Below are 26,242 nucleotides of genomic sequence, written 5' to 3'. Positions count from 1 at the left end.
CATGTCCAGATTTCACCTTCATCTCGTCGTCTTTTTCGCCGGCCTCGCCGCGGTCTGCTGGATCGGCGCCGGCTATGCCGTCTCGAATCCCGTCGCGCTCGCCGTCACACTCGTGATCGCGGCCTGCTATCTCGCCGGCGCGCTCGAATTGCGCCGCTACCAGCAGGCCACGTCGACGCTCGCGCGCGCGGTCGCCGAGCTGTCCGAGCCGCCGTCCGCGCTCGGCGCGTGGCTCGAACGGCTGCATCCGAGCCTGCGCCACGCAGTGCGCGTGCGCATCGAGGGCGAGCGCGTCGCACTGCCGGGCCCCGCGCTGACGCCGTATCTGGTCGGCCTGCTCGTGCTGCTCGGCATGCTGGGCACGCTCGTCGGGATGGTGATGACCCTTAGAGGCACCGGCGCGGCGCTCGAAAGCGCGACGGACCTGCAGGCGATCCGCGCGTCGCTCGCCTCGCCCGTGAAGGGGCTCGGGTTCGCGTTCGGCACGTCGATTGCGGGCGTGGCGACGTCGGCGATGCTGGGTTTGCTGTCGGCGCTTTGCCGGCGCGAGCGGCTCGACGCCGCGCAAGCGCTCGACGCGAAGATCGCGACGACGCTGCGCACCCATTCGCACGCGCATCAGCGCGGCGAAACCTTCAGGCTCCTGCAGCGGCAAGCCGACATGATGCCGGCGCTCGTCGACCGGCTGCAGACGATGATGACGGCGCTCGAGCAGCAGAGCGCCGCATCGGCCGAACGGCAGATCGCCGGCCAGCAGGCGTTTCTCGGCAAGGCCGAGGAAACGTACGCGCGTCTCGCTTCGTCGGTCGGGCAGTCGCTGCAGGACAGCGTCGCGGAAAGCGCGCGCGTCGCCGGATCGGCGCTGCAACCCGTCATGGAGACCACGATGGCCGCGCTCGCGCGCGAGACGTCCGCGCTGCACGACGCCGTCACGCGCGCGGTGGAGCGGCAGCTCGACCGGCTGTCGGCCGGCTTCGAAACGACGGCGGCCAACGTCGCGAGCGTCTGGCGCGATGCGCTCGCCGAGCATCAGCGTTCGAGCGACGCGCTCGCGGAGCGCCTGCACGGATCGGTCGACCGTTTCGCCGAATCGTTCGATCGGCGCTCGGCGGACCTGCTGGACGGCGTCTCGGCGCGCTTCGACGCGACGGCGAGCGGCGCGGCCGCGGCGTGGCGCGCCGCGCTCGCGCAGCAGGAGCAAGCGAACGAGACGCATGCCGAGCGCAACCGGCAGGCGCTGGAGACGGCCGCCGCGACGTTCGAGCGGCACTCGGCGGCGCTGCTGCGCACGATCGGCGAGTCGCATGCGGACCTGCAAACACAACTCATGTCGCGCGACGAGCAACGCCTGACCGCGTGGACCGCTTCGCTCGCGTCGATCGCCGCGAAGCTCGGCACGGAATGGGAGCAGGCGAGCGCGCACGCCGCGAACCATCAGCAGGCGATCTGCGACGCGCTCGCGCAAACCTCGCGCGACATCTCGACCCAAGCCGCGGCGTTCGAACAGCACACCGCTTCGCTGCTGCGCTCGATGGGCGAATCGCATTCGAATTTGCAGACGACGCTCGAAGCGCGCGATCAACAACGCCTGACCGCGTGGACCGCTTCGCTCGCGTCGATCGCCGCGAAGCTCGGCACGGAATGGGAGCAGGCGAGCGCGCACGCTGCAAACCATCAGCAGGCGATCTGCGACGCGCTCGCGCAAACCGCCCGCGACATCTCGGCCCACACGCAAGCGCACGCGAGCGACATGATCGCCGAGATCTCGCGGCTCGTGCAGGCCGCCTCGGAAGCGCCGAAGGCCGCGGCCGAAGTCGTCGCCGAGCTGCGCCAGAAGCTCTCCGACAGCATGGTCCGCGACACCGCGATGCTCGAAGAGCGCGGCCGGATGCTCGCGACGCTCGAAACCCTGCTCGACGCGGTCAATCACGCGTCGACCGAGCAGCGCGCGGCCGTCGACGCGCTCGTCGCGACGAGCGCGGATCTGCTGCAGCGCGTGGGCGCGCAGTTCACGGACAAGGTCGACGCCGAGACCGGCAAGCTCGGCGCGGTCGCCGCGCAGGTCACGGGCAGCGCGATCGAGGTCGCGAGCCTCGGCGACGCGTTCGGCGCGGCCGTCCAGTCGTTCGGCGAATCGAACGGCACGCTCGTCGCGCATCTGCAACGCATCGAGGCCGCGCTCGACAAGTCGCTCGCCCGCAGCGACGAGCAGCTCGCGTATTACGTCGCGCAGGCGCGCGAGGTCATCGACCTGAGCATGATGTCGCAGAAGCAGATCATCGAAGAGCTGCAGCGCGTTGCCGGTGAGCGCGCGTCCGTCGGAGCCGAAGCAGCATGAGCGACGAAATCGACGGCGGCGTCGAGCAGACCGCGCCGATCTGGGCCGCGTTCGGCGACCTGATGTCGGTGCTGCTCGGCGCGTTCGTGCTGATCCTGGTCGGCGTGATCGGCGTGCAGTTGGAGCTGTCGTCGAAGCTCGACGCCGAGGTCAGGCAGCGGCAATTGGAATCGCAGCGCCGCAAGACGCTCGAGCAGGCGCTGGCGGGCCCGCTCGCGGCGGGGCGCGTGACGCTCGTCAACGGGCGCATCGGCATCAGCGGCAGCGTGCTGTTCGCGTTGAATTCCGACGAATTGCAGCCCGCGGGACGCGATCTGCTGAAAAGCCTCGCCGGGCCGCTCGCGGCGTATCTCGACGCGAATCACGAGATCCTGATGGTGAGCGGCTTCGCGGACGACCTGCAGGTGCGCATGGGCAACCGCCGCTTCGCCGACAACTGGGAATTGTCGGCGAAGCGCGCGCTGACGGTGACGCGTGCGTTCATCGACGAAGGCGTGCCGGCGGCATCGGTGTTCGCGGCCGCGTTCGGCTCCGAGCAGCCGGTGAGCCCGAATTCGGACGACGCGGGACGCGCGAAGAACCGGCGCGTGGAAATCGCGCCGGTGCCGCGGCGGACGACAGGCGACGGTGAACATCGTGAATGACGTCGCGGCGCGCGCGCAGCACACGCTCGACGCATGGCGCGCGCGCGGCGCCGACCGGCTCGACCCCGTGCGCTTTCGCTTCATCGACGCGCTGCGGCAGCGGACGGCCGGTCACGGCGGCGACGCGCGCCGGCTGCTGGACGCGCGGCTGGCGGCGTTGATCGACGCTTACGCGGACGACCTTCGGCGCGCCGAATCGAACGCGGATGGGGCCGAATACGGGGCTTCGGCTTCGACGCCAACGCCGGCTGCGTCGCCGGCCGGGCCCGCGCGCGGGCCGCTCGCCGCGCTGCTCGACTACATCGGCAGCCACGAGCGGCGCGACGCCGGCGTTCCTGCCGAAAGTCACGCCGGCCAGGCAGCAAGCCGCACCCGCGTCGCGTTGCGCCCCGAACCGGAGATGCTCGACTACTTCCGGGAAACCTGGTCGAAGCTCAGCGCGGACAGCCAGTTGCGCGCGTCGCTCGAACAGGTGCCGAAGAACGCCGGGCCGCTCAATTCGAGCAGCCTCGTGCACCGGTCGCTGTCGCTGATGCGCGAGCTGTCGCCCGAGTATCTGCGGCAGTTCCTGTCTTACGTCGATGCGCTGTCGTGGCTCCAGCAGATGAATGGCGACGAAGCCGCGGCGGGCGACGACGCGGCGCGCAGCGCCGGCGGCAGCGGCGCGAAGAAGATCACACGGAAAAAATCGCGATAGCGCATGTCGCGCAGGCTGCCGGCCAGCCGGGGCGCGGCGCCTGCCTGCGCGCGAAATCGCGCCGCGACGTCGCATACAATGCGTTTTTCGCAAGACCGCCCATGACTTACACACTCGCCGCCCCATATACGCGCGAACTCGAAATCCGCAAGAGCCGCTTCATCGCGTACGCGATCCCCGTCGAGAACCGCGACGCGGCGATGGCCGAATTGCAGCGGCTGCGCGCCGAGCATCCGGCCGCGACGCATGTCTGCTGGGCGCTGCTCGCGGGCGGCCAGTCGGGCATGTCCGACGACGGCGAGCCGTCCGGCACCGCCGGCCGGCCGATTCTCGAAGTGCTGCGCCATCACGACCTCGACGGCGTGCTCGGCGCGGTCGTGCGCTACTTCGGCGGCGTGAAGCTTGGCGCGGGCGGCCTCGTGCGCGCGTACACCGACGCGATCGCCGCCGCGCTGCTCGACGCCGAGCGCGTCGAGCGGATCACGTACGCACGGCTCGCGGTCGAGCTCGGCTATTCGGACGAAGCGCGCGTGCGCCGCTGGATCGAGCAGGAAGGGCACGATCTCGTCGACAGCGCGTACGGGATGACGGTCAAGCTCGTGATCCGGCTGCCCGCCACCGCGCTCGACGCCGCGCGCGACACGCTGTTCGACCTGACGCAAGGGCGCGCCGGATTTCCTTCGGTCGACTGACGCCGCGCAAGGCGGCGCACGGCACGCGCCGGCCGAATCGACGAATCATCGCCCGGCCGTCACGAAACGGATGGCTGCTGCCCGCGCCACGTTCCTCATGTTCCTCTCGCGCTCCGGCTTTCCAGGGCGCGCTTTGCGGTCCGGCTTGCGGCTGCAGTCGCCGGATTTCGGGCTTCTAGTTTCAGAACCGGAGCTTCAGGCTTCGATCTCGGGCTTCTGCCCTCCGGCTTCTGATACCGGCCCTTGACGAAGCATCACCCCGCGCCCCCGCAAGCCTTGCTCCCGGCGTCGGCGCACGCCCCCGCGCACCGCCGTCACGACATCACGCCCGAGGCCGCGCCGACGATCCCCGCGAGGCTCACCGCCGCCGCCACCGCCGACACCATCCACAAATAGGCGTCGCGCGGCCGCAGCGCCGGCGGCAACGCGATCGCGGCGAGCGCGATGAGCAAGCCCGCGACGAGCGGCAGCATCGCCGCGTTGACCACTTGCGCCGCGACGTTCAGCGACACCAGGTCGGGCGCGATCCAGACGATCGTCGCGCAGCCCGCGACCGACGCGACATAGATGCCATAGAACCACGGCGCGCGCGTCGGCTTGTCGTCGAGCGAGCGCTCGTAGCCGGCCACTTCGCCGAGCCCCCAGGCAAGCGACAGCGAGCAGACGATCGCCGCGACCATCGATGCGCCCAGCACGCCCGCGCCGAACAGCACGCGCGCCGCGTGCGGGCCGACCACCGTTTCGAGCGCCGCCGCGATCTCGCCGACGCTGCCGAGCGCACGCGGCGCGCCGTCGCCGGCGAGCGTCGCCGCGGCGGCGACGAGCACCGCGCCCGTCAACAGTTGCGTGAGCACGGCGCCCACGGCCGTCTCGGCGCGCGCCGCGCGACGGTCGTCGGGGCCGAGCCGCCGGTCGGCGACGGCCGCCTGCTGATAGAAGACCATCCACGGATTGAACGTCGCGCCGATCAGCGCGGCGGCAAGATAGCCGACCGGCGTGCCGGCCGACGCCGGCCGCGCGGCGCTCGACAGCAGCCCGCCCCACTGCGGATGCGCCTTCCACGCAACGACGAAGAACGTGAGCTCGAGCGCGCCGATCACGATCGCCGCCTTGTCGACGCGCTTGTGCGAGCCCGTCATCACGATCGCGATCAACAGCGCGACGGCGATCGGCAGGCTGAGCGAACGCGGCACGCCGAACATCTCGCCGACGCCCGCGACGCCCGTGAATTCGGTCACGAGCGAGCCGAGCACCGCGACGACGAGGCCGGCCGCGGACAGCCACGCCCATCCCGCGCCGAAATGCGCGCGGATCAGTTCGCCGTGGCCGCGCCCGGTAAAGATGCCGAGCCGCACGGTCAGTTCCTGGATCATGTACAGCAACGGCACGAGGCCCAGCAGCAGCAGCAGCGGGCCGACGCCCCACTGCACGCCGGCTTGCGCGGCGGCGACGACGTTCCCGGCGTCGCAGTCGGCCAGCATGACGAGGAGCCCCGGCCCCCACAGCGCCGCCCATCGCAGGCGCGCGCGCAGGTTCGATTTCGACGATTTCGACGATTTCGACGGAACGGAAGAGCCCGGCATGGTTGCTGAAAGGTTGCGTCGGTAGGATGTGGCGGCCGATTGTAGCGTGCCGGACCGGGGCGGCGCACGCCAATCGCGATCGCGCCGCCCCGGTCGCAACCGTCACTTCATCCGTGGATTCGAAATGGAAACCTATATTCTGCTCGGCATCGGCTTCGGCGCGGGCCTGCTGATCGCGATCTGGGGCATCATCCAGCTCAGGTAAGCGCTCAAGTAAGCGAACGGATGCCGAACGGCTGCGGCGGATCGCCTCACGCACGCGCGGCGCGCATCCGAATCCGCGCTCGCGCGGCACGCGGCGATCGCGCCCGCACGGCCGACGGGCGACAGCGGCTCCGCCTCGTCCCAGCGCTGCACGCGCGTCGCGGCGACCGCGCCAACGTCCGCACGATGAGCGCGCCGCCGCCCGGCGCGGCGGCCCGGCGGCCCGGCGGCGAACGTCAGCCGAGAAACAGCCGATAGGCGGGATTGCCGGTTTCCTCGCGATACGGATAGCCGAGCGCCGCGAGAAAGCGGTCGAACGCCGCGTGATCCGCCCGAGGCACCTGCAGGCCGACGAGAATCGAGCTCGCGTCGCCGCCCTGATTGCGGTAATGGAACAGGCTGATGTTCCAGTCGGGCGCCATCGACGACAGGAACTTCGTCAGCGCGCCCGGCCGCTCGGGGAATTCGAAGCGGAATAGCCGCTCGTCGCGCGCGAGCGGCGAGCGGCCGCCCACCATGTGCCGCACGTGCTGCTTCGCGAGTTCGTCGCCGCTCAGATCGACGGCGCTGAAGCCGTGCGCGACGAAGCTCGCCGCGATCGCCGCCGACTCGCCGCGATGCCCGATCTGCACGCCGACGAAGATGTGCGCCGATTGCGCATCGGCGATCCGGTAGTTGAACTCGGTCACGTTGCGCTCGCCGACGAGCGCGCAGAACCGGCGAAAACTGCCGCGCGCTTCGGGCAGCGTCACCGCGAACACGGCCTCGCGCGCCTCGCCCACCTCGGCGCGCTCGGCGACGAAGCGCATCCGGTCGAAGTTCATGTTCGCGCCGGACGTGATCGCGACGAGCGTCTCGCCCTCGATCCCCTCGCGCTCCGCATATCGCTTCGCGCCCGCGACCGCGAGCGAGCCCGCCGGCTCGAGCACGCTGCGCGTATCCTGGAACACGTCCTTGATCGCCGCGCAGAGCGCGTCGGTGTCGACCGTCACGACGTCGTCGAGATACGCGGCGCAGAGGCGAAACGTCTCCTCGCCGACGAGCTTGACCGCGGTGCCGTCGGAGAAGAGCCCGACCTCGGCGAGCTCGACGCGCTTGCCCGCCGCGAGCGATTGCTTCATCGCGCACGAATCGTCGGTCTGCACGCCGATCACCTTGATCTCGGGGCGCACCGCCTTCACGTACGCGGCGACGCCCGCCGCGAGCCCGCCGCCGCCGATCGGCACGAAGATCGCGTGGATCGGCCCCTGATGCTGGCGCAGGATTTCCATCGCGACCGTGCCCTGGCCCGCGATCACGTAAGGATCGTCGAACGGATGGACGAACGTGAGGTCGCGCTCGGCCTGCACCTTCACCGCGTGCGCATACGCGTCGCTGTACGATTCGCCCGCCTGGACCACCTCGACAGTCGGCCCGCCGTGCGCGCGCACCGCGTCGACCTTCACGCGCGGCGCCGTCTGCGGCACGACGATCGTCGCCTTCACGCGCAGCCGCGCCGCCGCGAGCGCGACGCCCTGCGCGTGATTGCCCGCCGACGCGGTGATCACGCCGCGCACGAGCGCGTCGGCGGACAGATGCGCGATCTTGTTGTACGCGCCGCGGATCTTGAAGGAGAACACCGGCTGCGTGTCCTCGCGCTTGAACCACACCGTGTTGCGCACGCGCGCCGACAGGTTTCCCGCGCACTCGAGCGCCGTCTCGCGCGCGACGTCGTAGACGCGCGCGGTCAGGATCAGCTTCAGGTAATCATCGAGGGTGCCCGCGCTCGGCGCGATCGTCGCGGACGCGACGGGCATGAGGGTTTCGTGTGTTTCCGTTTCGGGTGTTTCCGTGACGGCGTCGTCTGACTGCATGGCAGGCTCTCCTGGGAGTGGCCGCCCGGGAGACGGAAACAAAAAACCCGCCTCACGGGGCGGGTTGCTGTGACTGCTTTCGGATGCGCGCTAACCCACCATTCGATGAATGGTGCGAATAATGTGCGCAATGCGGAAGCCGTGGATATTCATGTGCGCAAGCTTGCGGGAGTACGCGCGGTTTGTCAATCCCGCCCGGCGCGCGTCGGAAAAAGACTTCAGTAAATCTCCGGCACGATCATCTCTCCCGGCACCGGGCGCCGGATGTAGTCGTCGTGATGCTCGCGCTGCGGCAGATACACCGAATCGCGCTCGATCTCGTAGTAAGGCACGAGGCTCAGCAGATGGTGGATGCAGTTCAGCCGCGCGCGCTTCTTGTCGACCGCCTGCACGACCCACCACGGCGCCTCGGGAATGTGCGTGCGCATCAGCATCTCCTCCTTTGCCGCCGTGTACGCCTCCCAGCGGCGCCGGCTCTCGAGATCCATCGGGCTCAGCTTCCATTGCTTGAGCGGATCCTCGATGCGGTTCTGGAAGCGGACTTCCTGCTCTTCGTCGGTGATCGAAAACCAGTATTTGACGATCTGGATCCCGCTGCGCGCGAGCATCTTCTCGAACTCGGGCACCGAGCGGAAGAACTCTTCGTATTCCGCGTCGGTGCAGAAGTTCATCACGCGCTCGACGCCCGCGCGGTTGTACCAGCTACGGTCGAACAGCACGATCTCGCCGCCCGCGGGCAGATGCGCGACATAGCGCTGGAAGTACCACTGCGTGCGCTCGCGGTTGCTCGGCGCGGGCAGCGCGGCGACCCGGCACACGCGCGGATTCAGGCGCTGCGTGATCCGCTTGATCGCGCCGCCCTTGCCCGCCGCGTCGCGGCCCTCGAAGATCACGATGAGCCGGTGCCCCGTGCTCACGACCCAGTCCTGCAGCTTCACGAGCTCGCCCTGCATGCGGAACAGCTCGCGGAAGTAGCGCTTGCGCGCTTCGCGGCGCTCGGCGGAAAAGAGCGACTCGTCGTCGAAGCGGCGATCGTCGAACTCCATTTCGAGCTCTTCGTCATACGCGTCGACGAGATCCTCCTCGAAGCGGCGCTGCCGCTCGTGCAACGGCGCGGTGTCGCGCCGCGTGTCCTTCTCGCTCATGTCCATGTCGGCCTCCTTGCTGCGCGTCGCAGACGCGTTCCGTGGACATTATCGCAGGCTCGGATGTCGGGCGAATGACTGCGCGCCGGTGCCGCCCGGCGATTGCCCGCGAAAGGCGAGGAACCGCGCGCGCCGCGCCGTTCAGAACCGGTAATTGAGCAGCAACGTGCAGAGCAGCACGTTCGTGGTGAGCGTCGTCGTGTTCGACGCGAGAATCCGCTTCGTATCGTTGATGTTGACCGTGATCGCCGCCTTCAGCGGAATGTACGACAGCGAGGTCGACAGCGACAACTGGCGCGTGAGCTGATAGTTCGCGCCGACGACGAACACGGGCGTCCACGCGCTCTTCACGCTCGCCGTCGCGCGCACGCCGTTCGGCAGGATCAGGTTCGCGCCCGCCTGCAGCAGGCGATCAAACGCGCCCGGATCGGTGAGCAGCGATTGCAGATCGCCGAGCGAGATGCCCGCCGACAGCAGGCCGCCGAGCGACGCGAGCTTGTGCGCGAACACCGGGTTCAGGTTCGTGTTCGTGAAGCGCGTGTAGCTGATGCCGAGGCCGACGTACGGCCGGAGCCGGTCCTCGCGCTTGCCGAGGTAATACTTGAACACGGTCGACGCGAGCCACGCGCGCGTCGTGCCGAGCGGATTGCTCTGCGCGTTGCCGAGGTCGATGAGCGGCAGCCGCCCCTGCACGCCGGGGAAGATCTTGTCGAACGGCAGCCCGATGCTGCCGTGGCCGCGCATCGTCAGCTCGGGCGGGATCCCGCCGACGATCTCGGCCGCGACGTGCTCGCCGAAGAAATGCGTGAACGTGAACGCCGGCGTGTTCGTGTTGCTGATCGACACGGAGGAGCCCGGATTCACGAAGCTGCCGATTCCGAGCGCCGCCGTCGACGTCGTCACGGGCGTCGAGCGCCCCGTCGACAGCACGTAGTGCCAGCCGATCCCGATCATGTTGCTGTCGTCGCCCCGCAACTGCTCGAGAAGCGTCGGCCCCTGCGCCTCCGGCAAGTCGGGCAGCCGCTCCGGATCGATCGGGTGCAGCTCGTACGGCATCCGGTCGTAGCGCACGCCGGCGATGAAGCGCGGCGCCGCGCCAGCGGGCGGGCGGCGCGGCGCGGCGCTGTCGCCGCCGCCGTCGTCGCCGCCGCCGGACGCGCACCCGCCGCCGTTGCACGCGTCGGCGGATGCCGCGCCGTCCGCAGGCGGCCCGCCGGGCACGTCGGCGAAGCCGATGCCGTCGTCGCCCTCGGCGCGCACGCGCCGCGCGGCGGCGGCCGCAGCGGCGCGCTGGCCGAGCGTGATCGTCTCTTCGGTGAGCTTGCGCGGGCGCGGCGCGTTCGGGTCCGAGGCGAACGCGCTCGATGCCGCCGATATGCCTGCCCCGTCCGGCGCGCCGTCCAGCGCCGCGCCACCGTTCGACGCCGCGCCGCGCCCCGCATCGGCCGCCGCCGCGTCCGCCGCCCGGCGGCGCGCGTCGCCGGGCACCGGTCCCCACGCGCTCGCGTCGAATCCGGGCGCGTCGCCGCCCGGAAAGAAGCCGATGCCGTCCGCGCCGTCGCGCCATCTCGCCGCGCCGCTGTCCTGCGCGTGCGCGGACCACGCGCATGCGAGCAGCGTCGCGCCGAGCCAGCAGGACACCGGAGCGCGCCAGCCGCGGCGCGCACGTCGCCGTCGACGATGCTTGTCACCCCGCTTGTCACCCCGCTTGTCACCCCGCTTGTCACCCATTACGCATCAGCCGTCACGCGGGCGTACCGAACATCCGCTGCCGGATCCGATACAACGGTTCGAACAGCCATTCGAGCAACGTGCGCTTCTCGAGCACGATGTCCGCCCTGAGCGTCATGCCGGCCTTCAGCGCGAGCGCCTTGCCTTCGAACGCGGGCCTGCGCTCGGCAAGCTCGACCCAGCTCTTGAAGTAGGTCTGCGGCGCGCCGTTGTCGGCCGGCAGATTCAGCTCCCTCGCAGTGAACGCGACGGGCGACACCGACAGCAGCTTGCCGCGATAGGTGCCGAACTTCTCGACCGGATAGCTGCCGTAGGCGAGCTTCACTTCCTGGCCCGGCTTGACGAAGCCGGCCTTCGACGACGGGATGTACAGCTCGGCGATGAGCCCGTCCGCCTTCGCGGGCAGGATCTCGACGACGCGCGTGCCGGGCGGATCGATCACGCTGCCCTGCACGACGTCGAGCCGCACGATCTGGCCGTCGGCGGGCGCGTAGAGCGCCTGGTTCACGCTCTCGTCGATGTTGTATTCCTTCGAGTTCAGCTCTTCCTGCTTGATCTTCAGCTCGGCGTTCGAACCGTCGTACTTGCTCTGCACGGTTTCCAGATCGCCGCGCAGCTTCATCGCGTTCTTCACGAGGTCGGCCCGGCGCAGCATCAGGTCCTGATACGCCTGGCTCGCCTGCAGGTATTGCGTGTTGACCTGGTTGTACTGCTCGAGCGTGACGACCTGCTCGTTGAGCAACTGCTTCACGCGGTCGCGCCGCTCCTGGTATTCGGAGACGATCCGCTTCTGGTCCTGGAGCTGCTTGTCGATGAGCCCGCGGCTTTGCTCGAACGCCGCGATCTGCTGATTGATCTGCTGGATCGTCGACTGGTACTCGAGCTTCGCCGCGTCGATCTGCTGGCCGACCTCGACGCGCTGCCGCTTGATCGATTCGCGCATCCCCTGCACGTTGTTCGCCTGCGACACGAAGCTCGTGTCGCGCGTGACGCTCAACAGCTTCTGCCCGGCCTTCACGTGCTGATCCTTCGCGACGAACACCTCGCGCACCGCCCATCCGGGCGGCGCGCCGACGCCGATCAGCCCCGAGCGCGGCGTGAGCACCCCCATCACGTTCTCGGTGTTCGCATACGTGAGGCGCACGAGCGCGACGATGAACATCGCGAACATCGCGATCGACAGATAGCAGAAAAAGCGCATCGAAATCGGCACGTCGACGACGCCGTTGATCACGGTGCCGAACGTCGTGCCGCGCGCGAGCTTGCGCGGCGTCTTCTGCTCTCTCAGAGCGGTCATCCAGATTGGCATGGGCGAAACTCGTCAGGCGCTGCGCAGCGTCCGCGCGGCGGCGCGCGCATTCTGCTCGAGCAACGGGGATGGCATCAGGTACGGCGTGAAGTGCTCCCAGAAGTGCCATTGCTCGGGCTGCTTCACGAGCGCTTCCTCGAGCTTGTCGGCAATCCGCTGGTGGGTGGCCGCGACGCGCGACGCGTCGTCGGCGACGCCGAGCATCCGCGACGCGGGCCGCGCGTCGAGCGCGACGAAATGCACTTTGCACGCGTCGCGAAACGGCACGCCCGTCGCGTACGACACGAGCACCGGAATGTCGTGCTCGACCGCGAGCTTCACGCCGCCGCCCGCGAGCCGCACCCAGCGGCCGCCGAGCCGGCATGCGTTGGTCTTGCCGAAGCGGCCGTGCAAGTCGGAGAACAGCAGGAACACGGGCGCCTCCTTGCGCAAGCCCGTGACGAGCCGGCGCAGATGCACGCGCTGCTCGATGTCGATCAGCTCGATCTTGCCCGCGCCGTATTCTTCGACGAGGCGCTGCGCGTCGTCGAAGAACGCGCCCGGCGCGTCCTTGTGCATCACGATCATCATCTTGCGGTCGCCGGGAATCATCAGCCGCAGCTTCGACACGAACAGCATCAGATTGCCGAAGTGCAGCCCCGCGAGCATCAGCGGGCCGCCTCGCGCGAGCGCCGCGCGCAGCGCGGGCTCGCCCTCGCATGCCATCCGGTCGATCAGCGCCTTCATCGACGCGATGCTGTGCGAGCGCAGCATCAGCCCCGCGACCTCGGCCTCGAACAGCTCGCGCACGATGCCGTCGGCGACGCCGCGAATGCGCGCGGGATCGTCGTTCAGGTGCGCGCTCAGCATGTGCCGCACCGACATCTCGATCGAGCCGCGGATCGACGGAAACAGGCGCAGGCACACGCCCGCGCACCAGCGCATCATGCCGAGCCCGCGCTCGGGCGAGCGGCCGAGCGCGACCCGCTTGACCACCCGCCGCACGAAAAAGCAGTACGAGAATGCATTGAAGAGAAAAAGCCGCATCAGCGTCATTTCTGCACCTCCAGCTCCGGCTGCCGCGCGGGCGTGATGTCGGCCAGGCGGCCGTCGCGCATTTCGTAGATGCGCTCGACCATCGACAGGATCGACGCATCGTGCGTGACGAGCACGATCGTGCACGGCAGCGTCAGCACGTTGCGGCAGATTTCGTGCGTCGTCGCCTGGTCGAGGTTCGACGAGAACTCGTCGAGGATCAGCAGGCGCGGCTCGCAATACAGCGCGCGCGCGATCAGCAGCCGCTGCATCTGGCCCGCCGACAGGAATTTCTGCGTGTCGCCGAGCGGCGTGTCGTAGCGGTTGTCGAGCACGTCGATGTCGCGATCGATGCACGCGAGGCGCGCGGCCTCGTGCATCGCGCCCAGGCGCGGCGCGGGCGCGAAGTTCGTGATGTTGTCGCGGATCGTGCCGCGGAACAGTTGATCCGACTGCGTGACCGCCGCGACGTGCTTCCGGTAGAGTCTCAGGTTCACCTCGGACAAATCGACGCCGCCGACGAACAGCGAACCGGGCGCCGGCTGGTACAGCCCGCAGATCAGGTTCAGCAGCGTCGTCTTGCCGCTGCCGGTGCGGCCGACGATCGCGATCTTCGCGCCGGCCGGCACGTCGAGATTCACATCTTCGAGAATCGCACGGCGGCCGCCCTTCGGTGTGTACGTCAGCGCACGGATCGACAGCGAGCCGTCGAAATGCTCGATCGAGCGCACCGGCGCGTCGGGCGCGGGCTCCTCGGTCTCGGTCTGCAGCACGTCGGCGACGCGGTCCATGTGAACCTGCAGCACCTTGCGCCGCACGTAGAGCTGGATCGAATCGACGAACTTGTCGGCGAACAGGTTCTTGTATTGGATGAATGCGTAGATGATGCCGATCGTGCTCTGGCCGTGCATCACGAGCCACGCGCCGTACGTGACGATCACGAGCTGCTCGACGTGGACGATGCCCTTCGAGATCGCGTCGAACAGCAGTTGCAGCCGCTCCTGCTGGCGCACCGCCTGCAGCTTCTGCGTGAACGCGTTCACCCACAGGCTGCTGCGCGCCGTCTCCGACGACAGCAGCTTGATCGAATGCGCGGAGCGGATGTTCTCGATGAGGAGCGCGTCGGCCTCGGCGCCGCGCGTGAGGATCTGCGACATCGCATCCTGCAGTTGCGGCTGGATCGCGAGCCGCGACAGCGCGAACAGCACCATCCCCGCGAGGCTGATGCCGGCGAGCACCGGGCTGTAGTACAGCATCAGCACGAGCGTGACGACGCACGTGAAGATATTGAGCAGCCCGCCGATCAGCCCGTCGACGAGAAAGCGGCCGATTTCCGACACCGACGACACGCGCGAGATCGAATCGCCCGTGTTGTGGAACAGGTAATAGCCGATCGGCAGCCGCGCGAGATGCCCGACCATGTTCGACGACAACTGCTGCGACACGATGTTGCGCAGGTAGCTCTTGATGTTGCCGACGAGGTTCGCATACAGCGTGTCGAACAGGAACACGATGCCGAACAGGATCGTCAGCAGGTACAGGATGTCGACGTCGGTCTTCTTCAGCGCCTCGTCGATCGTCAGTTGCACGTATGACGGCCCGAGCAGCAGCAGCAACTGCGCGGCGATGCCGCCCGCGACGCCGAGCAGGATGCTCTTGCGGATGCCCGTCAAGCCGACCAGATAGTCGCCCAGACGGATCCTGTCCGACGTGCCGACATGCTTGAAGCCGATGTCCGGATTGAGCTCGAGCGCGTAGCCCGTGATCTGCGTGAGCGCCTGCGCGAGCGGCAGCCTCGTCTCGCCGAGCGCCGGATCGACGATGTGCACGCTGCCGTAGCAGACCTTCGTCAGCACGACGTAGTGGTTCATCCCCCAGTGCAGAATGCAGGGCAGCTTCAGCGCGTCGATCTCGTTCGCTTCGAACTGGAGCCCGCGCGCACGCATCCCGAGGTCGTTCGCGATCTCCATCAGATCGAAGAACGACAGCCCGGAATCGATCCTGACCGGATACCGGTTGCGCAGCGTGCGCAACGTGGTGTCGCGGCCGTGCCAGGTCGCGATCATCGCAAGGCACGCGAGACCGCACTCGGTCACCTCGTCCTGAAGAATGGGCCTGACTTTATTTGTATTGAACCACATAGCTTGCGAATCGCTGGACACGACAATGCCGGCCCGCGCGCGGCGCGATCTGGCCCGAGGCCTGCGCGCGAGCGCGGCGTGAACGCGCGCCCCGCCTGTGCGGAACGCGACGGGAAACGATGCGCGAAACCGGCGTCAGTTGCCGGAGCCGAGCGCCATCTTGAACTGGTTGACGGCCTGGACCTGGTACTCGGTCAGGAGCCCGTTGACGACGGGACCGATCGACTGATTCGCAAGGGAAACCGTGTAGGCGGCCGAGTTGGCGTACGCGGAGCCTCCGCCGCGGATCGCACGGGCCTGCTGTTCTGATATGGCTTGCATTGGGGTGGCCTTTACGCTGGTAGCGATGTCATCGACCCGAATCCGCATCCGCCCGAGCGGACGACCCCATTCGGAGATGCCTCGACATCACTGTCTCCTGATCATTTCCTCCGATTGCCAACGAAAACGAATGAATAAATGTTTTTATATCTCGATTGGCCACGGATTACCGTTTTTACAGCTCGAACTTCGGATGATTTTACGCGGGGGGCGCCTCCCCGCGCGAATGCGACGGCTAGTGCTTACTTGCCGTTGCTATTGAAGTTCTTCGGGTCTTGCAGATAGCCGCCGAGCGTCGGCATGAACTGGCCGAGCGCCGTGAACAGCGGACCGGACGCCGCCGCCAGCGTGCCCAGCGAGCTGATCGGGCCGCCACCGTTGACCATCCTGGCCTGCTCCATCGTCATGACCTTCATAACTATCTCCTCGTAAAGAATAAAGACGACGTCAAGACTTCTCTATTAATGCCAATGGCCGTAAATAACCGAACGACGTTTATTTTTTATCGCTGCGATTACAAGCCGGAATCAGGCTATCATGCGCCCAAGACAGAAACAAGATGGCCGGCCGCGTCTTATATAGATTTTTGACGATCCGGAATTCACCAAAAAGATGCATGCGTTTCAACTCATTATTTAAAACGTTTAATTTGTGTCGCAGACCGCTTGACACAAGGCGGAAGAGGGAGACGGAGATGTTTGAAACAGCGAATTTGGGTGCCTCGTCTAAATTTCGGCATGCGGGTTTTCACTTAACGACAAAATCCTTTCGGCTTCGCGTCAATGTGGCTTACGTTACTGTTTGCGCGGCGCTTGCCGCACTCGGCACCGGTTCCGAATCGGCGCGCGCATTCTGTCTCGACGACGTTTATCAGCACGCGATCTCGAACGATCCGAAATTCCTCCAGGCGCGCGCCGAATACGACGCCGCGCGGCAGAAGTTTCCGCAGGCGCGCGCGCAGATGCTGCCGCAGGTGAGCGCGCAGCTCGAATGGGGCCGCTACGGCACGCACGCGAACCTGTTCGGCATCGACGTGAGCGGCAACAGCACCGCCGCGTACGGCGCCGCGCAGCTCTCGCAGGCGCTCTTCAACATGCCGTACCTGTACGACATGAGCCGCGCGAAGGAATTCGAGGAATCCGCGCGGCAGCAGCTCGAAGTCGCGAAGCAGGAGCTGATCATGCGCGTCGCGAACGCGTGCTTCGATCTGCTGTCCGCGCGCGAGAAACTGCAGCTCGCCGACGACGAAGTCGACGCGCTCACGCGCCTCGAGAGCGACACGCGCCGCATGGCGCAGCTCGGCATGAAGACGATCGGCGACACGGCCGAGATCGAGGCGCGCAGAAGCCTCGCGCAATCGGACGAGGCGCTCGCGCGCACCGACGTCGAGGCGCGCCGCGCCCGCTACGAGACGCTGCTCGGCTCCGCGATCGACTTCACGCGCTGGCCGCGGCTCGCGATGCACGGCGTGTCGCCGCGCATTCCGACGGGCGACTACCAGCCTCAGGACAACCCGTCGTATCAGCAGGCGTACCGCGACCTGCGCGTCGCGCGGCTCGCGTCGAAACGCATCAACGCGGAGCACCTGCCGACCGTCGACCTGTTCGCGACGTATTCGCGCGGCCTCAATCCGAACCTGCGCGGCCTCACCGACAAGAACGACTTCCATCAGAGCGCGATCGGCGTGCAGGTGACGATTCCGATCTTCTCGGGCGGCAGCGTGCACTACCGGAAGATCGAGGCCGACCACGTCGCGACGCAGTACCAGAACCGGCTGCGCGAAGTCGAGCAGCAACTGAGCACCGACCATCGCGAGACGCTCGCGGCGCTGCAATCGATCGGCGCGCGAATCCGCGCGCTGCAGCAGTCGCTGCAGGCGGCGCGGCTCGCGTACGACTCGTCGATGAAGGCGCACCAGGTGGGCTACAGCACGACTTACGAGACGCTGAACCTGCGCACCGACATCTCGAACATCCGCCAGAAGCTGTTCGAGAGCTACCTCGACGCGCTGAAGCTGCAACTGAAGCTCAAGGGCATTCTCGGCACGCTGGACGAGCAGTCGCTCGTCGCGGTCGACAGCTTCCTCGCGAGCAATGCGGCGCAAACGGACCGGAAGAGCGAATGAGCGCCCGCGCCGCTACGTGCGTCGATGAACGGCTGCCACGTCCAACGATGCGAAGCGATCGCGGCGCTGCGCGCTCACTGGATCACGCGCGACACGCCGCGGCCGCGCGGATCGGACACGGCCTCGGGCGTCTTGCCGTCGATCTGGATCGCCTGGATGTCGCCGCTGAAATCCTGGCCCTTCAGCGTGTAGCCCTTCGCCTCGATGCCCTTCGCCAGATCGCCGTCGATCGGGTGGTACGGCTCCCAGAAGATCGTGTTCGGCGGCAGCAGTTGATGGTGAAAGCGCATCGCGCCGACCGCGTCCTTCAGCGGCATCCTGAAGTCGTACAGGTTCGTGATCACCTGGAAGATCGACGTGAAGATCCGCGAGCCGCCCGGCGTGCCGATCACGAGCGCGACCTTGCCGTCCTTCGTCAGGATCGTCGGCGACATCGACGACAGCGGCCGCTTCCTCGGCTCGATCGCGTTCGCGTCGCTGCCGACGACGCCGAACATGTTCGCGACGCCCGGCTTCGCGGAGAAGTCGTCCATCTCGTCGTTGAGCACGATGCCCGTGCCTTCGGCGACGACGCCCGAGCCGAAGTAGCCGTTGATCGTGTACGTGTTCGACACCGCGTTGCCCCACTTGTCGACGACCGAGAAGTGCGTCGTCTCCGCCTTCTCCGGCATCGACGTGCCCAGGCCCGGCTGCACGCTCTTCGTGTCGGACGGCTTCTCCGGATTCACCTCGGCCGCGCGCTTCGCGATGTACGCGTCGCCGGTGAGCTGCGCGACGGGCACCTTGTAGAAGTCCGGGTCGCCGAGATACTGCGCGCGATCGGCGAACACGCGCTTCTCGATCTCGGCGATCAGGTGCACATATTGCGGCGAATTGAGCGAGACGCCGTCGAAGTCGGCCTTGCGGTCCGCCTTCATCTTCAGCAACTGGACGAGGCCGATGCCGCCCGAGCTCGGCGGCGGCGCGGTGATCACGCGATAGCCGTTCCAGCTCGCCTGGATCGGCTCGCGCCACACCGCCTTGTACTGAATCAGGTCCTGCTTCGTGATCAGGCCGCCGCCCTTCTTCATCGACGCGGCGATCAGGTCGGCCGTCCTGCCGTCGTAGAAGTCCTTCGCGCCGTCGTTCGCGATGCGCGCGAGCACCGCCGCGAGCTCCGGCTGCCTGAAGTTCGCGCCCGCCTTCAGGCCGTTGAAATATTGATCGAAGTTCGTCTTGCCGCCGAACTCCTTCGACGCGTCGACGCCGCGTTGCGCGAGCTGCTCGTCGACGATGAAGCCGTCGCGCGCATAGCGGACCGCGGGCGCGAGCACCTGCTTCCACTTCAGCTTGCCGAAGCGCTTCTGCACTTCCCACATCCCGGCCACCGTGCCCGGCACGCCGACCGCGCGATCGCCGTACAGGCTCATGCCCTTGACGACGTTGCCGTCCTTGTCGAGATACATGTCCTTCGTCGCGGCGAGCGGCGCGCGCTCGCGATAGTCGAGGAAGTACGGCTTGCCGCCGATGTAGACGGTCATGAAGCCGCCGCCGCCGATGTTGCCCGCTTCCGGATAGGTGACGGCGAGCGTGAACGCGATCGCGACCGCGGCGTCGACCGCGTTGCCGCCCTGCTTGAAGATCTGCTCGGCCGCGTCGGCGCTGTATTTGTCGGCGACCGCGACGGCCGAGCCGTCCAGCACGACGTGCTGCTGCGGGCCTTTCGCGTGAGCGGGCGCGCTCGGCAGGAAGCCGGCGACCGCCGTGCTCATGAGTGCGGCGAGCACCGTCGACTTGAAGCGATTCGTTGCGTTCATGACATGTCTCCCATTTGGATCTCCTTGCTAATTGGGGCACGAAAGTTCGATGAATAGGCTTATAGCATGGCCGCGCGCGTATACAAAAATGGGGTTTCGTAGGCACGCCGGCGGGCGAAACGCGTCGCACCGGATGGCGGCGACTCGCGCCGGACGGCCATGCGGCGCGCGGAGGCCGTCGGGGCGGGACCGACGGTGCCGGATCGTGACGGCGCGTGAAGCAATGCAGCTTGAATCAACATGGTTAGTTGCATCGAAGAATTCGACGACGACAGCGCATCGTGCGACCGCGGAATGCCTGCATCCGGCACGACGCCGGCGTCGGCCGGATGGACCGTGGCCTTGACGCATCACACGAGCGCCGCACTGCTTGCAACTACTCGTTCGAGCGCATCGACCCGCGCCGAAAATTTTCCTTCCCCGCCGCTGCGCGCCGCACGCCAAATCTGCGAAGATAGCGCCCCCTTTCGATTTCGTCGGTACGCCGACGCAATACCGGCATGGCATCACACGCAGCACATCATGCGAGCGGCTGGGCCGCGGGGCTCGTCGCCGCGGCGCTCGTCGCGCAGGCGGGCGCGGCGGGGCCATGGCACGTCTACAGCCTCGCCGCGTTCGCGGCGGGCGTCGCGGGCGGCACCGCGCCCGACTGGCTCGAACTCGCGTGGTGGCGCCGCTCGCGGCGGCTCTGGGTCACGCATCGCACCGTCACGCACTGGGGCGTCGCGTGGGTCGCGATGCTCGTCTTCGCGTACCGGTCGCTCGGCCATCGCCACGGGTGGGCGGCGCCGCTTTTCGGCTTCGCGTGCGGCGGCCTCGTCCACCTGATCGCCGACTGGCCGAACCCGCTCGGCGTGCCGTGGCTGTGGAAGCGCCATTCGCTGAACTGGTGGAACAGCGGGCACTGCGATCTGATCGTCGTCGCGGCCGCATGGGCGGGCGCGCTGTGGCTCGCGCAGGCCGCGTGGGGGCACGCGGCGCCGCTCGCACACTGGCTCGGCTGGCTGCGCAGGGTGTGACGCCCGGCAGACGGCATGCCCGGCCGACGTCGACATACGGCCCGGCCTGCGCCGCTGCCGCCGGCATGATGGCGAACGCGGCCTCGCCACGCCCTTCGACGATCGGGCCGGATCGTCCGTGACACAACGCACAAGAACATGACCGACGACATCACGACGCCTCCGCCTTCGTCCGGCACTGACGCGGCGGCTATTCGTTCGCCGACGTTGCGCTGTCCCTCCTCAACGTCTGGTGGATCGTCGGCGTCTGGCGCGCGGCCAGGCAGCACATCGCCCGCACCGGCCGCCGATTCTGGGCGCGCGCGGCACAGATGACGGTGGCGCTCGTCGCGGCGCGCATCGTCTATTCGATCGTGGCCATTCCGCACTCGATCGAGACGCTCCAGTTCCTCGTCATCAATCCGGGGAGCCTGTTCACGGACCCGGTCGGCACGCTGAGGAACTGGCTGTTCTGACGGCTGTCGGGGCGGCGGCGACTCGCACCGCGCCGATCGCTCCGATCCCCCTACCGCGCGCCGCAGTGCAACGCGCCGCCGTTTGCGTTTCGCCTGCAGGCCGCCCGCGCGTCTGGCACACTATCCCGCTGGGCCGAGCCTTGCAACGCCCACGCCCGCCCTCACTTACGGTAGCGATGGACATCACCCCCACCCGCCCCGCCGCCGGCGCGCTCGGCGCGTTCCACCCCGTCGTCGCCGCCTGGTTCTCCGGCACGTTCGCCGCGCCCACCACCGCGCAGGCGCTCGCGTGGCCGCACATCAAGGCCGGCCGCTCGACGCTCGTCGCCGCGCCGACGGGCTCCGGCAAGACGCTCACCGCGTTCCTGTCCGCGCTCGACGATCTCGTGCGCGACGCGCTCGCGCACGACGGCGCGCTGCCGGACGAGACGCTCGTCGTCTACGTGTCGCCGCTGAAGGCGCTGTCGAACGACATCCACGTCAACCTCGACGTGCCGCTCGCCGGCATCGCCGCCGAGATCGCGCGGCGCGGGCTGCCCGTGCCGCAGATCCGCACCGCGGTGCGCACCGGCGACACCACGCAGGCCGAGCGCGTCGCGCACCGCAAGCACGCGCCGCACATTCTCGTCACGACCCCGGAATCGCTGTACGTGCTGCTGTCGTCCGAATCGGGCCGGCGGATGCTCGCGAGCACGCGCACCGTGATCGTCGACGAAATCCACGCGCTCGCGACAGCCAAGCGCGGCAGCCATCTCGCGCTGTCGCTCGAGCGGCTCGACGCGCTCGTCGGCCGCAAGCTGCCGCGCATCGGGTTGTCCGCGACGCAAAAGCCGGTCGAGGCGGTCGCGCGCTTTCTCGTCGGCGGCCGCGGCGACGCGCCGCTCGATTGCGCCATCGTCGATACCGGCCACACGCGCACGCGCGATCTCGCGCTCGAATTGCCGCCCGTTCCGCTCGGGCCGGTGATGGCGAACGACGTGTGGGAACGCCTCTACGACCGCATCGCGGAACTGGCCGCCGCGCACCGGACGACGCTCGTGTTCGTCAACACGCGCCGGATGGCCGAGCGCGCGGCGCGCCATCTCGCGGACCGGCTCGGCGCGGACGCGATCGCCGCGCACCACGGCAGCCTCGCGAAGGAGCACCGCTTCGACGCCGAGCAGCGCCTGAAGCACGGCAGGCTGAAGCTGCTCGTCGCGACCGCGTCGCTCGAGCTCGGCATCGACATCGGCGACGTCGACCTCGTCTGCCAGCTCGGCTCGCCGCGCGGCATCGCGCCGTTCCTGCAGCGCGTCGGACGCTCCGGGCACCGCGTCGGCGGCGTGCCGAAGGGGCGGCTCTTTCCGCTGTCGCGCGACGAGCTCGTCGAATGCGCGGCGCTCCTCGACTGCGTGCGGCGCGGCGAGCTCGATCTGCTGCGCATCCCGCGCGCGCCGCTCGACGTGCTCGCGCAGCAGCTCGTCGCCGAAGTCGCCTGCCGCGAATGGGACGAGCACGCGCTCTATCGCTGCGTGACGCAGGCCGCGCCCTACGCGACGCTCGCGCGCGAGACGTTCGACGACGTGCTGAAGATGCTCGCCGAGGGCTTCACGAGCCGGCGCGGCGCGCGCGCCGCGTACCTGCATCGCGACGTCGTCGCGCACACGGTGCGCGGGCGGCGCGGCGCGCGGCTCGCGGCCGTCACGTCGGGCGGCACGATCCCCGACAACGCCGACTACGCGGTGCTGCTCGAGCCGCAGGGCGTGAACATCGGCACCGTCAATGAGGACTTTGCGGTCGAGAGCCTCGCGGGCGACGTGTTCCAGCTCGGCAACCAGTCGTACCGGATCATCCGGATCGAGACGGGGCGCGTGCGCGTCGAGGATGCGCACGGGCAGGCGCCGAACATCCCGTTCTGGCTCGGCGAGGCGCCCGCGCGCAGCGACGAGCTGTCGGCGGGCGTCGCGCGGCTGCGCGCGCAGGTCGACGCGCTGCTTGCGCGCGGCGATGCGGCCGGTGCGCCCGCGGCCGCACCCGCGCCGCGCCGCCTCGCGCCTGTGCTCGCGTGGCTGACGGGCGAGCTCGGCCTCGACGCCGAGGCCGCGCGGCAGATCGCCGACTACCTCGCGCGCGCCCGTGCGGCGCTCGGCGCGCTGCCGACGCAGGACACGCTCGTGATGGAGCGCTTCTTCGACGAATCGGGCGGCATGCAGCTCGTGATCCATTCGCCGTTTGGCAGCCGGATCAACCGCGCGTGGGGCCTCGCGCTGCGCAAGCGCTTCTGCCGCAGCTTCAACTTCGAGCTGCAGGCGGCCGCGACTGACGACGCGCTGATCCTCTCGCTGTCGCTCGCGCACAGCTTCGCGCTCGACGAGGTGTGGCGCTACCTGCGCGCGTCGAGCGCCGAGCACGTGCTGATCCAGGCGCTCCTCGACGCGCCGCTCTTCACCGCGCGCTGGCGCTGGAACGCGACGACGTCGCTCGCGCTGCCGCGCTTCGCGGGCGGCCGCAAGGTCGCGCCGCAACTGCAGCGGATGAGGAGCGACGATCTGCTCGCGACCGTGTTCCCCGATCAGGTCGCATGCGCGGAGAACATCGTCGGCGAGCGCGAAGTGCCGAAGCATCCGCTCGTCGACCAGACGCTCGACGACTGCCTGCACGACGCGATGGACACCGAAGGCTGGCTTGCGCTGCTGCGGCGGATCGAGACGGACGGCGTCGCGCTCGTCGCGCGCGATCTGAGCGCGCCGTCGCCGCTCGCGGCCGAGATCCTGAACGCGAAGCCGTACGCGTTCCTCGACGACGCGCCGCTCGAAGAGCGCCGCACGCAAGCGGTGCTCGCGCGGCGCTGGACCGATCCGGAATCGGCCGACGATCTCGGCGCGCTCGACGCGGGCGCGATCGACTCGGTGCGCGACGAGGCGTGGCCGCTCGTGCGCGACGACGACGAGATGCACGACGCGCTCATCGGGCTCGCATGCGTCGCCGACGATGAAATCGATTCGCACGACGGCTGGCGCGCGTGCGCCGCGCGGCTCGCGGCGGGCCGGCGCGCGGCGCGGCTCGCGCTCGCCGGCGGCCGCGGGCTGTGGATTGCCGCCGAGCGCGTCGCGTGCATGCGCGCGCTGTACGGCGAGGACGTCGCGCCCGATCCGCCGCTTGCCCCGCCGCCCGGCTTCGACGCGCCGTGGGAGCGCGACGCCGCGCTCGTCGACGTGATCCGCGCGCGCCTCACGGGCTTCGGCCCGCTCACGGCCGACGCGCTCGCCGCGCCGCTCGCGCTGCCCGCCGCGTCGGTCGCGATCGCGCTCGCCGCGCTCGAGCGCGAGGGCTACGCGATGCGCGGACGCTTCACGCCGGGCGCGCGCGACGACGAATGGTGCGAGCGGCACCTGCTTGCGCGCATCCATCGCTATACGGTCAAGCGCCTGCGCCGCGAGATCGAGCCCGTCGAGCTCGCGGATTTCATGCGCTTCCTGTTCCACTGGCAGCGCGTCGCGCCCGATACGCGCGGCTTGGGCGTGGACGCGCTCGCGCCGGTCGTCCATCAGCTCGAAGGCTTCGAGGCGGCCGCGAGCGCGTGGGAAGACGAGATCCTGCCCGCGCGGCTCGCCGACTACGTGACAGGCGGCCTCGACGAGCCGTGCCGCGCCGGCAAGCTGACGTGGACGCGGCTCGGCGCGCCGCCGAAGGCCGCGAGCGCGCCGGTGAAGACGACGCCCGTCGTGCTGCTGCCGCGCCGCGAGCTCGCGGTCTGGCAGGCGCTGCGCGATCCGGCCGCGCTGCCGGCGCTGTCCGCGCGCGCCGAGCGCGTGCGCGCGACGCTCGCCGCGTATGGCGCGATGTTCTTCGACGAGCTGACCGCGCACGCGCGCCTGTTGCCCGTCGAGCTCGAGCGCGCGCTCGGCGAGCTCGTCGCGGCGGGCCTCGTCAATGCGGACAGCTTCGCGGGCCTGCGCGCGCTGATCCGGCCGGCCGCGCAGCGCAGCGCGCACCGGTCGTCGCGCGTGCGGCGCGGCGGCGCGCTGATCGGCGGGATGGACGACGCGGGGCGCTGGGCGCTCGTGCAGCGGCTGCCGCTCGCGCCGCTCGATTTTGATGAAGACGACGATGACGCATCCGGCGGCAGCGCGCGCCGCTCCGGCGCATCCGTCGCCGATGCCGATGCCGATGCGCGCATCGCGCGCGCGATGCGTGCGGCGCCGCCGCCGACGGGCCGCCATGCGATCGCGCCCGCCGCGCTCGAGCACGTCGCGCGGACGCTGCTGCGCCGCTACGGCGTCGTGTTCTGGCGTATCCTCGCCTGCGAGGCCGAATGGATGCCGGGCTGGCGCGAGCTGCTGCCCGTCTACCGGCGGCTCGAGGCGCGCGGCGAGATCCGCGGCGGCCGCTTCGTCGCGGGCCTCGCGGGCGAGCAGTTCGCGCTGCCCGACGCGATCCCGATCCTGCGCGAGCTCCGCCGTCGGCCGGCCGAAGGGTTGCTGCTGTGCGTGAGCGGGGCCGATCCGCTCAATCTGACAGGCACGCTGCTGCCCGGCGAGCGCGTGCCCGCGCTCGCGGGCAACCGGCTCCTGTTCCGCGACGGCGTGCCGATCGCCGCGCTCGTCGGCGGGCAGTTCGTCTATGCGCGCGAGCTCGACGCAGCCGGGCAGGACGACGCGCGCGCGAGGCTTGCGCGGCATCGGTAACGCGGGCCGCGGGGTTCGGCGGTTCTGCATCGATGCTCGATCGACTCGTGCTCGGCGCGGCCCCTACCAGAACTGGTCAGTAGTGTTTTCCGGGCTCCGCCCGAACAATCGTCGACGGGCACGCCCGGCCGCCCATCGTCATGGCCACCCTCTACATCACCAACGCGGACAACGAAGTCTTCGCGACCGTCAACGGACTGGTCGTCTACGACAGGAAAACCGAGAACAACCCCACCTTCTCCGACCAGGTCGACCTGACACCGTATCTCGCCGACGGCCTCAACACGCTGGTGGTCGCCGGCGTCAACTGGGGCGGGCCGGCCACGTTCAAGGGGACCGTCGTCGTCGGCAAGATCGAAACGCCGTTCGCGTTCACCGCGCCGAGCACGCCGAACGGCATTGTCTTCCATCAGACGTTCGTGATTCCGCAATAAGCGTTCGCATCGCGCGGACGGGTCTCGGCCCGTCTGCGTCGCGGTTCCCGTCTCCTCGCGCCGCACGGACGGCG

The 26,242-nt window shown here is 69.0% G+C and carries 19 protein-coding genes and 1 pseudogene; 10 read left to right on the top strand and 10 right to left on the bottom strand.

Annotation, left to right across the window (positions count from 1 at the left end):
• Window position 1: 1 nt before the first annotated feature.
• The 4 genes from WS92_RS08140 (at window position 2) to WS92_RS08125 (ending at window position 4,371) form a co-directional block, all read left to right on the top strand.
• On the top strand, window positions 2–2,338 hold the full coding sequence (locus WS92_RS08140) for a DUF802 domain-containing protein (RefSeq protein WP_059931694.1): 2,337 nt from the start codon (window positions 2–4) through the stop codon (window positions 2,336–2,338).
• On the top strand, window positions 2,335–2,982 hold the full coding sequence (locus WS92_RS08135) for an OmpA family protein (RefSeq protein ID WP_059931692.1): 648 nt from the start codon (window positions 2,335–2,337) through the stop codon (window positions 2,980–2,982). Before WS92_RS08140 ends, WS92_RS08135 begins: the two co-directional genes overlap by 4 nt.
• Window positions 2,975–3,679, top strand: a complete 705-nt coding sequence (locus WS92_RS08130; RefSeq protein ID WP_059931700.1) for a DUF2894 domain-containing protein — start codon at window positions 2,975–2,977, stop codon at window positions 3,677–3,679. Before WS92_RS08135 ends, WS92_RS08130 begins: the two co-directional genes overlap by 8 nt.
• 101 nt (window positions 3,680–3,780) lie before the next feature.
• A complete protein-coding gene (locus WS92_RS08125; RefSeq protein WP_006027081.1) occupies window positions 3,781–4,371 on the top strand; it encodes an IMPACT family protein in 591 nt (196 codons plus the stop codon).
• A gap of 314 nt (window positions 4,372–4,685) precedes the next feature.
• On the opposite strand, the gene WS92_RS08120 is transcribed toward WS92_RS08125, so the two are convergent.
• Entirely contained in the window at window positions 4,686–5,954 is a 1,269-nt protein-coding gene (locus WS92_RS08120; protein WP_059931690.1) for an NRAMP family divalent metal transporter, read from the bottom strand.
• A gap of 46 nt (window positions 5,955–6,000) precedes the next feature.
• On the opposite strand from WS92_RS08120, the gene WS92_RS35650 reads away from it, so the two are divergent.
• Window positions 6,001–6,159, top strand: a complete 159-nt coding sequence (locus WS92_RS35650; protein WP_155246035.1) for a hypothetical protein — start codon at window positions 6,001–6,003, stop codon at window positions 6,157–6,159.
• A 235-nt stretch (window positions 6,160–6,394) separates the two neighbouring features.
• On the opposite strand, the gene ilvA is transcribed toward WS92_RS35650, so the two are convergent.
• From ilvA to WS92_RS08080, 8 genes are all read right to left on the bottom strand, one after another.
• A complete protein-coding gene (gene ilvA / locus WS92_RS08115) occupies window positions 6,395–7,954 on the bottom strand; it encodes a threonine ammonia-lyase, biosynthetic (RefSeq protein WP_061083826.1) in 1,560 nt (519 codons plus the stop codon).
• A 275-nt stretch (window positions 7,955–8,229) separates the two neighbouring features.
• Window positions 8,230–9,162, bottom strand: coding sequence for a polyphosphate kinase 2 (gene ppk2 / locus WS92_RS08110; protein WP_006027078.1), 933 nt, complete (start codon window positions 9,160–9,162; stop codon window positions 8,230–8,232).
• Between the two features lie 135 nt (window positions 9,163–9,297).
• Window positions 9,298–10,887, bottom strand: a complete 1,590-nt coding sequence (locus WS92_RS34450) for an OmpW/AlkL family protein (protein WP_059932799.1) — start codon at window positions 10,885–10,887, stop codon at window positions 9,298–9,300.
• A gap of 13 nt (window positions 10,888–10,900) precedes the next feature.
• Window positions 10,901–12,196, bottom strand: coding sequence for a beta-barrel domain-containing protein (locus tag WS92_RS08100; RefSeq protein WP_059932801.1), 1,296 nt, complete (start codon window positions 12,194–12,196; stop codon window positions 10,901–10,903).
• Between the two features lie 12 nt (window positions 12,197–12,208).
• On the bottom strand, window positions 12,209–13,231 hold the full coding sequence (locus tag WS92_RS08095) for a lysophospholipid acyltransferase family protein (RefSeq protein ID WP_059932802.1): 1,023 nt from the start codon (window positions 13,229–13,231) through the stop codon (window positions 12,209–12,211).
• A complete protein-coding gene (locus WS92_RS08090) occupies window positions 13,228–15,351 on the bottom strand; it encodes a peptidase domain-containing ABC transporter (RefSeq protein ID WP_059932803.1) in 2,124 nt (707 codons plus the stop codon). Before WS92_RS08090 ends, WS92_RS08095 begins: the two co-directional genes overlap by 4 nt.
• 135 nt (window positions 15,352–15,486) lie before the next feature.
• On the bottom strand, window positions 15,487–15,672 hold the full coding sequence (locus WS92_RS08085) for a hypothetical protein (RefSeq protein ID WP_059932879.1): 186 nt from the start codon (window positions 15,670–15,672) through the stop codon (window positions 15,487–15,489).
• Between the two features lie 242 nt (window positions 15,673–15,914).
• Entirely contained in the window at window positions 15,915–16,088 is a 174-nt protein-coding gene (locus WS92_RS08080) for a hypothetical protein (RefSeq protein WP_009915194.1), read from the bottom strand.
• Window positions 16,089–16,231: 143 nt separating this feature from the next.
• Between WS92_RS08080 and WS92_RS08075 the strand changes: the two genes are divergently transcribed.
• A complete protein-coding gene (locus WS92_RS08075) occupies window positions 16,232–17,797 on the top strand; it encodes a TolC family protein (RefSeq protein WP_059932805.1) in 1,566 nt (521 codons plus the stop codon).
• A gap of 74 nt (window positions 17,798–17,871) precedes the next feature.
• On the opposite strand, the gene ggt is transcribed toward WS92_RS08075, so the two are convergent.
• Window positions 17,872–19,593, bottom strand: coding sequence for a gamma-glutamyltransferase (gene ggt, locus WS92_RS08070; RefSeq protein ID WP_059932807.1), 1,722 nt, complete (start codon window positions 19,591–19,593; stop codon window positions 17,872–17,874).
• Between the two features lie 500 nt (window positions 19,594–20,093).
• On the opposite strand from ggt, the gene WS92_RS08065 reads away from it, so the two are divergent.
• The 4 genes and pseudogenes from WS92_RS08065 to WS92_RS08050 all read left to right on the top strand — a co-directional run bounded on the left by WS92_RS08065 (window position 20,094) and on the right by WS92_RS08050 (window position 26,168).
• A complete protein-coding gene (locus WS92_RS08065) occupies window positions 20,094–20,612 on the top strand; it encodes a metal-dependent hydrolase (protein WP_059932809.1) in 519 nt (172 codons plus the stop codon).
• A gap of 69 nt (window positions 20,613–20,681) precedes the next feature.
• Window positions 20,682–21,067, top strand: a pseudogene (locus WS92_RS08060) (hypothetical protein); the annotation flags it as partial.
• Window positions 21,068–21,243: 176 nt separating this feature from the next.
• Entirely contained in the window at window positions 21,244–25,734 is a 4,491-nt protein-coding gene (locus WS92_RS08055; RefSeq protein ID WP_059932810.1) for a DEAD/DEAH box helicase, read from the top strand.
• Between the two features lie 140 nt (window positions 25,735–25,874).
• The gene (locus WS92_RS08050; protein WP_006027068.1) at window positions 25,875–26,168 is read left to right on the top strand and encodes a hypothetical protein; all 294 of its coding nucleotides are present in this window, start codon (window positions 25,875–25,877) and stop codon (window positions 26,166–26,168) included.
• Window positions 26,169–26,242: the final 74 nt, after the last annotated feature.

Source organism: Burkholderia sp. MSMB1588 (assembly GCF_001546925.1).
GTDB classification, from domain to species: Bacteria; Pseudomonadota; Gammaproteobacteria; order Burkholderiales; family Burkholderiaceae; genus Burkholderia; species Burkholderia humptydooensis.
Note: the sequence above shows the minus strand (reverse complement) of the source record. Positions and strands in the feature narration are given on the sequence as shown.

What these genes read in the sequence shown, in the direction of transcription:
- WS92_RS08140 (WP_059931694.1), top strand. Translation starts at nt 2, where the DNA reads ATGTCCAGATTTCACCTTCATCTCGTCGTCTTTTTCGCCGGCCTCGCC.
- WS92_RS08135 (WP_059931692.1), top strand. Translation starts at nt 2,335, where the DNA reads ATGAGCGACGAAATCGACGGCGGCGTCGAGCAGACCGCGCCGATCTGG.
- WS92_RS08125 (WP_006027081.1), top strand. Translation starts at nt 3,781, where the DNA reads ATGACTTACACACTCGCCGCCCCATATACGCGCGAACTCGAAATCCGC.
- WS92_RS08120 (WP_059931690.1), bottom strand. Translation starts at nt 5,954, where the DNA reads ATGCCGGGCTCTTCCGTTCCGTCGAAATCGTCGAAATCGTCGAAATCG.
- ilvA (WP_061083826.1), bottom strand. Translation starts at nt 7,954, where the DNA reads ATGCCCGTCGCGTCCGCGACGATCGCGCCGAGCGCGGGCACCCTCGAT.
- ppk2 (WP_006027078.1), bottom strand. Translation starts at nt 9,162, where the DNA reads ATGGACATGAGCGAGAAGGACACGCGGCGCGACACCGCGCCGTTGCAC.
- WS92_RS34450 (WP_059932799.1), bottom strand. Translation starts at nt 10,887, where the DNA reads ATGGGTGACAAGCGGGGTGACAAGCGGGGTGACAAGCGGGGTGACAAG.
- WS92_RS08100 (WP_059932801.1), bottom strand. Translation starts at nt 12,196, where the DNA reads ATGCCAATCTGGATGACCGCTCTGAGAGAGCAGAAGACGCCGCGCAAG.
- WS92_RS08095 (WP_059932802.1), bottom strand. Translation starts at nt 13,231, where the DNA reads ATGACGCTGATGCGGCTTTTTCTCTTCAATGCATTCTCGTACTGCTTT.
- WS92_RS08090 (WP_059932803.1), bottom strand. Translation starts at nt 15,351, where the DNA reads ATGTGGTTCAATACAAATAAAGTCAGGCCCATTCTTCAGGACGAGGTG.
- WS92_RS08085 (WP_059932879.1), bottom strand. Translation starts at nt 15,672, where the DNA reads ATGCAAGCCATATCAGAACAGCAGGCCCGTGCGATCCGCGGCGGAGGC.
- WS92_RS08080 (WP_009915194.1), bottom strand. Translation starts at nt 16,088, where the DNA reads ATGAAGGTCATGACGATGGAGCAGGCCAGGATGGTCAACGGTGGCGGC.
- WS92_RS08075 (WP_059932805.1), top strand. Translation starts at nt 16,232, where the DNA reads ATGGCCGGCCGCGTCTTATATAGATTTTTGACGATCCGGAATTCACCA.
- ggt (WP_059932807.1), bottom strand. Translation starts at nt 19,593, where the DNA reads ATGAACGCAACGAATCGCTTCAAGTCGACGGTGCTCGCCGCACTCATG.
- WS92_RS08065 (WP_059932809.1), top strand. Translation starts at nt 20,094, where the DNA reads ATGGCATCACACGCAGCACATCATGCGAGCGGCTGGGCCGCGGGGCTC.
- WS92_RS08055 (WP_059932810.1), top strand. Translation starts at nt 21,244, where the DNA reads ATGGACATCACCCCCACCCGCCCCGCCGCCGGCGCGCTCGGCGCGTTC.
- WS92_RS08050 (WP_006027068.1), top strand. Translation starts at nt 25,875, where the DNA reads ATGGCCACCCTCTACATCACCAACGCGGACAACGAAGTCTTCGCGACC.